This is a genomic window from Litorivivens sp. (assembly GCF_041625495.1).
GTDB lineage: Bacteria > Pseudomonadota > Gammaproteobacteria > Pseudomonadales > Spongiibacteraceae > Litorivivens.
This window is the reverse complement of sequence record NZ_JBFJTH010000180.1, coordinates 1-7,182: the sequence shown is the minus strand read 5'-3', so window position 1 is coordinate 7,182 and position 7,182 is coordinate 1. Positions and strand designations below refer to the sequence as shown.

Here is a 7,182-nt window from a genome sequence, read left to right as displayed (position 1 = left end):
GGATGCCGAGGGGCTTGAGCTTTTCCAGATCAGCCCCATATAGGCATTCTGGCCTTGAACGAAGTTGAGGATGGACATGGCAGACAGAAGTGATAACGACAATGTGCTGGATGGGGAAATGGTCAACCACGGCGATACCGGGCTGGTAATCCCCGATTCCGTGCTGCCTTCGGTGCTTTATCTCCTGCCGGTGCCCAAGCGCCCCTTCTTCCCCGCCCAGGTGCAGCCGATTCTGCTCGAGATGAAGCTCTGGGAGGACACCCTGAAGCGGGTGGGAGAAAAGCAGAACCATGTGATGGGGCTGCTCTACTGCGGCGAGGATAATGCTCAGGAAATAGACCCCGATTCCGCCCCTTCGATTGGCTGTGCGGTGCGTGTGCATCACGCCCACCAGGAAAAAGACACGGCCCAGATTGTGGTGCAGGGCCTCAAACGCTTTCGTATACGCCGCTGGATCAGCCGCAAACCCCCCTATATTGTAGAGGTGGACTATCCGGACAATATCGGCGAGCGCGACACCGATGAGGTGAAGGCCTACGCCATGGCGGTTATCCGCGCCATCAAAGAGCTGCTGGCCATCAACCCCCTCTACAGCGAAGAGCTTAAACAGTATCTGTCGCGCTTCAGCCCCAACGAGCCCTCACTGCTGGTGGACTTTGCCGCTGCTATTACCAGTGCCAACGGTGACGACCTGCAGGACATCATGGATACCTTGCCGCTGCTGCGGCGCATGGAAAAAGTGCTTCTGCTACTGAAAAAAGAACGTGAAGTGGCTGAATTACAAGGGAAAATTAGCGAGCAGGTTAACGAAAAGATCAATAAGAACCAGCGTGAGTTCTTCCTTAAGGAGCAGCTCAAGGTTATTCAAAAAGAGCTGGGTATCTCCAAAGATGATCGCACCGCTGATGTTGAGGAATTCCGCGAGCGACTGGAAGGCAAACAGGTGCCAGAGGCCGCCCGCAAGAAGATTGATGACGAACTGCACAAACTGGAAGTGCTGGAAACCGGCTCACCGGAATACGGGGTTACCCGAAATTACCTCGATTGGGCCACCGCGCTGCCTTGGGGCGTCTACTCCGAAGACAAGCTGGATTTGAAGCGTGCACGCAAGGTGCTCAATCTGCACCATCAGGGGCTGGATGACGTTAAAGACCGCATTACCGAATTTCTCGCCGTGGGCAAGTTCAAGGGCACGGTGGCCGGGTCCATCATTTTGCTGGTAGGCCCGCCCGGCGTGGGTAAAACCTCCATTGGGCGCTCCATCGCCGAGGCCCTGGGCCGCAAGTTCTATCGCTTTAGTTTAGGCGGTATGCGCGATGAAGCCGAGATCAAGGGTCACCGCCGCACCTATATAGGCGCCATGCCCGGCAAACTGGTGCAGGCCTTGAAAGACGTGGAGACCGCCAACCCGGTGATCATGCTCGACGAAATCGACAAGGTCGGCGCCTCCTACCACGGCGACCCGGCATCGGCGCTTCTGGAGGTGCTGGACCCAGAGCAGAACGTGGAATTCCTCGATCACTATCTGGATATGCGCTTTGATCTGTCCAAAGTGCTGTTCGTGTGTACCGCCAACCAGCTTGATACCATTCCCGGCCCGCTGCTGGATCGGATGGAAACCATCCGTCTGGCGGGCTATCTGGCCGAAGAAAAGCTCGATATCGCCCGCAAGCACCTGTGGCCACGGCTGCTGGAGCGCAACGGCATTAACAAGAAACGTCTCAGCATCAACGCCGCTGCCCTGCGTCACGTAATAGATGGCTACGCCCGCGAAGCCGGCGTGCGCAACCTGGAAAAACAACTGGGCCGCATCGTGCGCAAGGCCGCCGTGCAATTGCTGGAAGACGAGGCGCTGGTATTGAAGGTAGGTAAAGACGAGGTAGAAGATTTTCTCGGCAAGCCAGTCTTCAAAAAGGAAAAGCCTCAGCAGGGCATCGGTGTGGTGAATGGCCTTGCCTGGACCGCCATGGGCGGCGCCACACTGGGCGTGGAATGCACGCGGGTGCACAGCCTCAACCGCAACTTCAAACTCTCCGGTCAGCTCGGTGATGTGATGAAAGAGTCGGCAGACATAGCCTACAGCTATGTGATGGCCAATCTGAAAGCCTTTGGCGGCGATCCGGCTTTCTTTGACGAGGCGACCGTACATTTGCACGTACCCGAAGGCGCAACCCCCAAAGATGGCCCCAGCGCCGGTATCACCATGGCCAGTGCGCTGCTGTCGCTGGCGCTGAACAAAGCCCCCAAAAGCGGATTCGCCATGACCGGCGAACTCACATTAACCGGGCAAGTGTTGCCGGTGGGCGGCATCCGCGAAAAAGTGATTGCGGCAAAACGTATCGGTATTAAGAAAGTGATTCTGCCAGAGGATAACCGGCGGGATTTTGAGGAATTGCCGGATTATGTAAGGAAGGGCGTTACTGCGCATTTTGCAGAGCGCTACGATCAGGTGCGGGAAATTTTGTTCTAACGTGGCGTTATTCGCCTGCAGGGCATGCTCCTACCATTGCGCGGAATTCGCTCGGTAGGAGCTGGCCTCGCTGGACTCTAGATCTATGAGCGCCCGTGACATTTCTTATGTTTTTTCCCACTACGACACCAGCACGGATCGTTACGCCCGAAACTCAGCGGCGCTAAAAACTCCCCGCTCACATAAATCCATTGCCCATCGCGTTTTTCAAACGCAGAGCGTTCGTGTAACTGTTCGGGGCTGCCACCGGTCTGAAAAAAAGCAGCAAACTCGACAATGCCTTTGCCATCAATTTCACTGCCATGCTCAGTGTCCAGCACATGCAATGCCAGCCATCGCGTGTTTTTACAGCTGTTTTCCAGCAGGGCACGCTCGTCAGGTTCGTGGCTTTCGCTGGCGCTGGTCTGCAGTAAGTAATCAACGGCGCCCGTGACAAAAGCGCTGTAACGCGATCGCATCAAGGCCTCGGCAGTCGGTGCGAAGGCCTTGCCGTTTAGTAGCGGTTGGCAGCATTGCTCAAAAGAGGTTGTGCTGCCACAGTGACAGTAACTCACGGGTTTGCGGCAAATGGCAGACCGGTTTCATCCGGTCCGTCACACCCGTCCGCGTTGTGATATCGCGATTTATCTTTTACTACCACGTTGTTGATCCAGTTGCTGATCAGGGCGGCGGCTTCTTCATCCACCACGCTGCGACCCAGCGGCGGCATGCGTGCGGCTGCGCTTTTTGCATCCGGGCCTATGCGGAAGGCGACGATCGAATCCAGTGCATTGGTGGGGTGAATATCGAAGGTGCGGCCGCCACTGCCTTCCTGTCCTGTGGCGGTCGGCTTTTTGCAGATGCCATAATTTTCATAGGTCGCAAGACTCGGTAGTGCATTCAGGTAAAAACCGGTGTTGGACGCAAAACCGCTGACGTTGTGACAGTGCTGGCAGTTGACCTCCAGCCAGGCGCGAGCGCGGGCTTCAATATCCTGGGCGCTGTTGGCGCTGTGACCGGAATCACCGGGCTTGTTGAACGCGGGAATGCGCTCGAGGTTAGTCGCAATCCGACTTTGTGTGTCGACACCCAAGTTGCTTGGGCAGTTGCTCAGAATGCCATTGGCGCACCACCAGGCGATCTGGTTATTGCCGACTACCGGATGCGTTTCAGATACAAAACCGGACTCAGGATAGAATGGCTTGTTAAGGAAGCGCGCTTTCAGGCCAATAGGTACCGCGCCGGGCTCGCCTTCTTCCCTGCCATGACAGCTCAGGCACTGATTGGCGTTGGGCACCAGATAGTTGTTGGTGCTGCCGCTGTGCACAACACCGGAATCCACGTCGGTGGTATTCCAGCTGATGGCTTCGGTGCTGCCTTCCAGCTTCAGGCGCGCCACTTTTCGCCCGTCTTCCTCTTGCCAGAGGTAGGGCAGGCCTACCCAGTACACCTGACCGTCGGGACGCTGACGTTTGATGATAAGACGAGTTTCGATGGGGCGTTCGGTGTCGGCGGTTTCGTCGGCAGCGGCAAAAGTCTTGCTCAATATGGTGCCAACCGGAAAATCAAAAGTAATGTTGTAGCCTTTTTGTGACGCACTTTCAGAAGAGTCTCGGTATTGTGCTGATGTGCCAGGCGGCAAAAACAACGCCCGGTATTTCACGGTGTAGTCTGAGAACAATTTGGTGGTGAGTACAAAGGGCACGCCGTTGCTGTTGAGTGTGCTGCGCGGTTCTTCCGCATCGGCAAACAGGTGGTACTGGTCCAGTGTGGGGCAGTTAACGCGCAGGGCGGCAGCAAAGTTTACCTGACCGGCGACGCCGCTTTCACACAGGGATTTCACTTCCGCTTCGCTCGGGGCCGGTGCGAACTTGCCGCTGGGCACAAACGGCGGAATCACAACGCGCGGCAGCGGTTCCAGTGTTTTGCCATACGCATCGGGGCATTTGTGCGCCGAGATATCAAAATCAGAGGCAAAGTTTTCAAGATCGGTTGCCGTAAGTCCGCCGAGTATATGAGTGAAAAACGCTTCGCCCGTTTGCGGATCTTTAGGTTCCTTAGCGGTGGCTGCAGCAATCACGGCTTCTAGGCCTTTGGTGCCTTTAAAGTTTGCAAAGGTCAGGCTGCCGTTTTCAAACAGGTTGTTGTTCGCAATACAGGACGCGAACCAGTCGGGCACGATCCGTTCTTTCTGGGCGTTGAATTTATAGGCGTTGTAGCGGCAGCTCACTTTGTGGGTGTTGTTGTACAACGGTTTTCCGCGTTCATCGGCTGGTACGCCGTTGGGGTAAGGGCAGCTTGGGTCGAGGTCGTCCAGCAATCCATCCCAGATAATGTGAGCGCCGCGATAGCCGGAGCCGCCATTGCGTAGACAGGTGGCGGCGTTAGCCGGGTTTAAACAGGCCGCTTGATTTTTCAGGCCCACCAGCGGTGGCAGCAGGCGTGCGAGGGTCTGTTCTTGAAGATCATTGCTGGTGGGCGTGGGCAGGTTGTTGCCGTTGTTGCGAAACGTATTGCGATAGATGTGCAAACCTTCGGTGTAGAAGTCGATGCGCTTTTCGCTGGGTCGACCCGCGCCTTCCGGAAAGATCTCGTAGCTTACGTGGATGATGCCCGCGGTATTGTTGTTTTCGAATACGTTGTCGAAAACCTCGATATTGTCGTAGGCCAGCGTGATCATGCCGCTGCCGGGAGGCACGTCACCCACAAAACCGCCAGAGGTGAAGTTGTAGGTGTTGTTGTTGCGGGAGATGTTGTTAAACATGCGGGTGCGGTCGCCATACTGGCGCAGGCCGTCCAGGTCGTACACCAGAAAGCCGCCGGTATTACATTCGGCCAGGTTGCTGTCGTACTCGCCGCCGCGCACATTTTCGATTTCAAAACCAAATACATTAAAGGCGGCGCGACTGTTGCGAATGATGGCGGTGCTGGTCTGGCCGACATAAATGCCGGCGTCAGACGCGCCGACCGATTCGGCCTCTTCTATCAGAATATTTTCCGAAGAAACCGGATAGATGCCGTAGCGACCGGATTTGGGGCTTACGGTGTAGTCGGGCGAGGTGGTGTCGCCGAGGCCATTTTCAAAAGCGGTCGGGTCCTGTGTTGCCGGATCGGTACAGGCTACGTGCAGCCGGGCGGCATTGTTTTCAAACGCATTGTCGGCAGTAATGGGGTCATCGCTTTCACGGCCGCCGCCTGATGACCAGAGCGTGCGCACTCGCTTCAGCGTGGCGTGATTGACCCCGCGCAGTTCAATGCCATTGCCGCCAGTGTCCAGTACCGTCAGGTCTTCGATCCACAAACCGTGCACGTTGACGCCGAGGATGCCTTCAGGAGCGTTGTTGTTTTTGAAGGACAGCACGGTTTGGTCTTTGCCGCAGCCCTTGATGGTAATGTCTTCGTTGTTGATGATCTGCAGCGTTTGCGCCAACTCAAAGTAGCCGCAGCCAAATTCAATCGTGTCGCCGGGCGCTGCTTGTACCATGGCAACCGCCATTGTCGTGGAAGCATCGTCCCCCGGCTGGATAGTGAATGTGCGACCGATAGATTCGTCGGGCTGTTCTGTCCCGGGCTGGCCGACATTTGGCTGCTGAGGCTGTGGTGGGCTCCCATTGCGTGATGAGCTGCTGTCGTTGCAGCCGCTGAGCACATTGCTGAGTAACAGGATGGCGGCAGTCAGCCGCATCGGAGTGGACAGATGCTTCATGAGATCCCCGTGAGAAGTTGACGCTGATCATTATTTGGGCGCCATCATAAAAGATGGCTCATTGAGAGTGAAGTAAAAGGTAACAGGTGTGTATAAAAATTAAGAAGTTGATCTGGGGTGTGGCGTTGCGCATTGACGACGATCCTTGAAAACTGTCGCTCATCCGGCACGTAAAATCACAGTTTTTCCCGTCAATTTAATTGGTTAGGTGTGATATTACCAAATGAAGGAACACCCCTATCGCGGTGCAGTCCACTGCCTGACAACCACTAGTGCAAAAGGAGGTTTATTCATGGCACAGAGAAAAACAGGCGTGATTGCGATGACAGCGTGCGCCACATTCTCAGCACTGATGACTGTGCAGGCAATGGCGCAGCCAGCTCTGGGTGTATCCCCAAGCGGGGGCGGCGCAGGCGCGCTCGGCACGGCACTGTCGGGTGACTTTATGGCCGCAAATGCGGGCGGCGATTTTGCCTCACTGCGTACGGTTGCCGAGCAGCAGGATGTGCAGGCGTCTTCTGAAGATGGCGCATCGCCCGCTCAGACACTGCCGGGGCTGGCATCGGCCAGCGATGATGGTGACGCCCAGCCCAACCGTTTCGACGGTGGTGTAACCGTTCGACAGGAAACCCGTGGTGAATCTTTCACGCCCGGCGAGGGCGATCTTGCTGAAGTCCGCAACCCATCATTCTTTGAGCGGCACACCGTGGCTGAAGACCACTCCAGCGTGAGAACCTGTCTGGCGGCGGGTGAAGTCTGTCGCGCGGAATTCGACGTGATCGTGGCAACCAGCGAAGACAGCTATTACGACACCGCTGTGTTGGTTAACGATGAGAAGGTGCTACCGCCGGAAGACGGTTAATTCAGGCAGGCCTGAAGCCTGATGTCAGGAACCGGGTTGCGATACTGTTGCAATCCGGTTTTTTTGACTGGTTGTGTTGAAACTTTGGCAAAGGACTTTGCTGTCGGCTGCACTGCGTGGGCAGGCTGTTCGGGGGGAAATGGCGCGCCCGGAGAGATTCGAACT

The 7,182-nt window shown here is 56.2% G+C and carries 4 protein-coding genes; 2 read left to right on the top strand and 2 right to left on the bottom strand.

Translation table 11 applies throughout. The annotated features are described in order from the left end of the window. Nucleotides 1-76: 76 nt before the first annotated feature. A complete protein-coding gene (gene lon / locus ABYP39_RS16070; protein ID WP_372783547.1) occupies nucleotides 77-2,470 on the top strand; it encodes an endopeptidase La in 2,394 nt (797 codons plus the stop codon). 83 nt (nucleotides 2,471-2,553) lie between these two features. Here the strand turns inward: lon and ABYP39_RS16065 are convergent, their stop codons facing one another. Both ABYP39_RS16065 and ABYP39_RS16060 read right to left on the bottom strand, forming a co-directional pair. Further along, the gene (locus ABYP39_RS16065) at nucleotides 2,554-3,024 is read right to left on the bottom strand and encodes a YchJ family protein (RefSeq protein WP_372760073.1); all 471 of its coding nucleotides are present in this window, start codon (nucleotides 3,022-3,024) and stop codon (nucleotides 2,554-2,556) included. After that, nucleotides 3,021-6,155 (bottom strand): parallel beta-helix domain-containing protein, encoded by a 3,135-nt coding sequence (locus ABYP39_RS16060; RefSeq protein ID WP_372783545.1) that lies wholly within the window; start codon nucleotides 6,153-6,155, stop codon nucleotides 3,021-3,023. Before ABYP39_RS16060 ends, ABYP39_RS16065 begins: the two co-directional genes overlap by 4 nt. Nucleotides 6,156-6,447: 292 nt before the next feature. On the opposite strand from ABYP39_RS16060, the gene ABYP39_RS16055 reads away from it, so the two are divergent. After that, nucleotides 6,448-7,017 (top strand): hypothetical protein, encoded by a 570-nt coding sequence (locus ABYP39_RS16055; protein ID WP_372748808.1) that lies wholly within the window; start codon nucleotides 6,448-6,450, stop codon nucleotides 7,015-7,017. The last annotated feature ends 165 nt before the right edge of the window (nucleotides 7,018-7,182 follow it).

Bases quoted from the DNA above. Each gene is read 5' to 3' on its own strand.
- lon (WP_372783547.1), top strand. From the start codon at position 77: ATGGCAGACAGAAGTGATAACGACAATGTGCTGGATGGGGAAATGGTC.
- ABYP39_RS16060 (WP_372783545.1), bottom strand. From the start codon at position 6,155: ATGAAGCATCTGTCCACTCCGATGCGGCTGACTGCCGCCATCCTGTTA.
- ABYP39_RS16055 (WP_372748808.1), top strand. From the start codon at position 6,448: ATGGCACAGAGAAAAACAGGCGTGATTGCGATGACAGCGTGCGCCACA.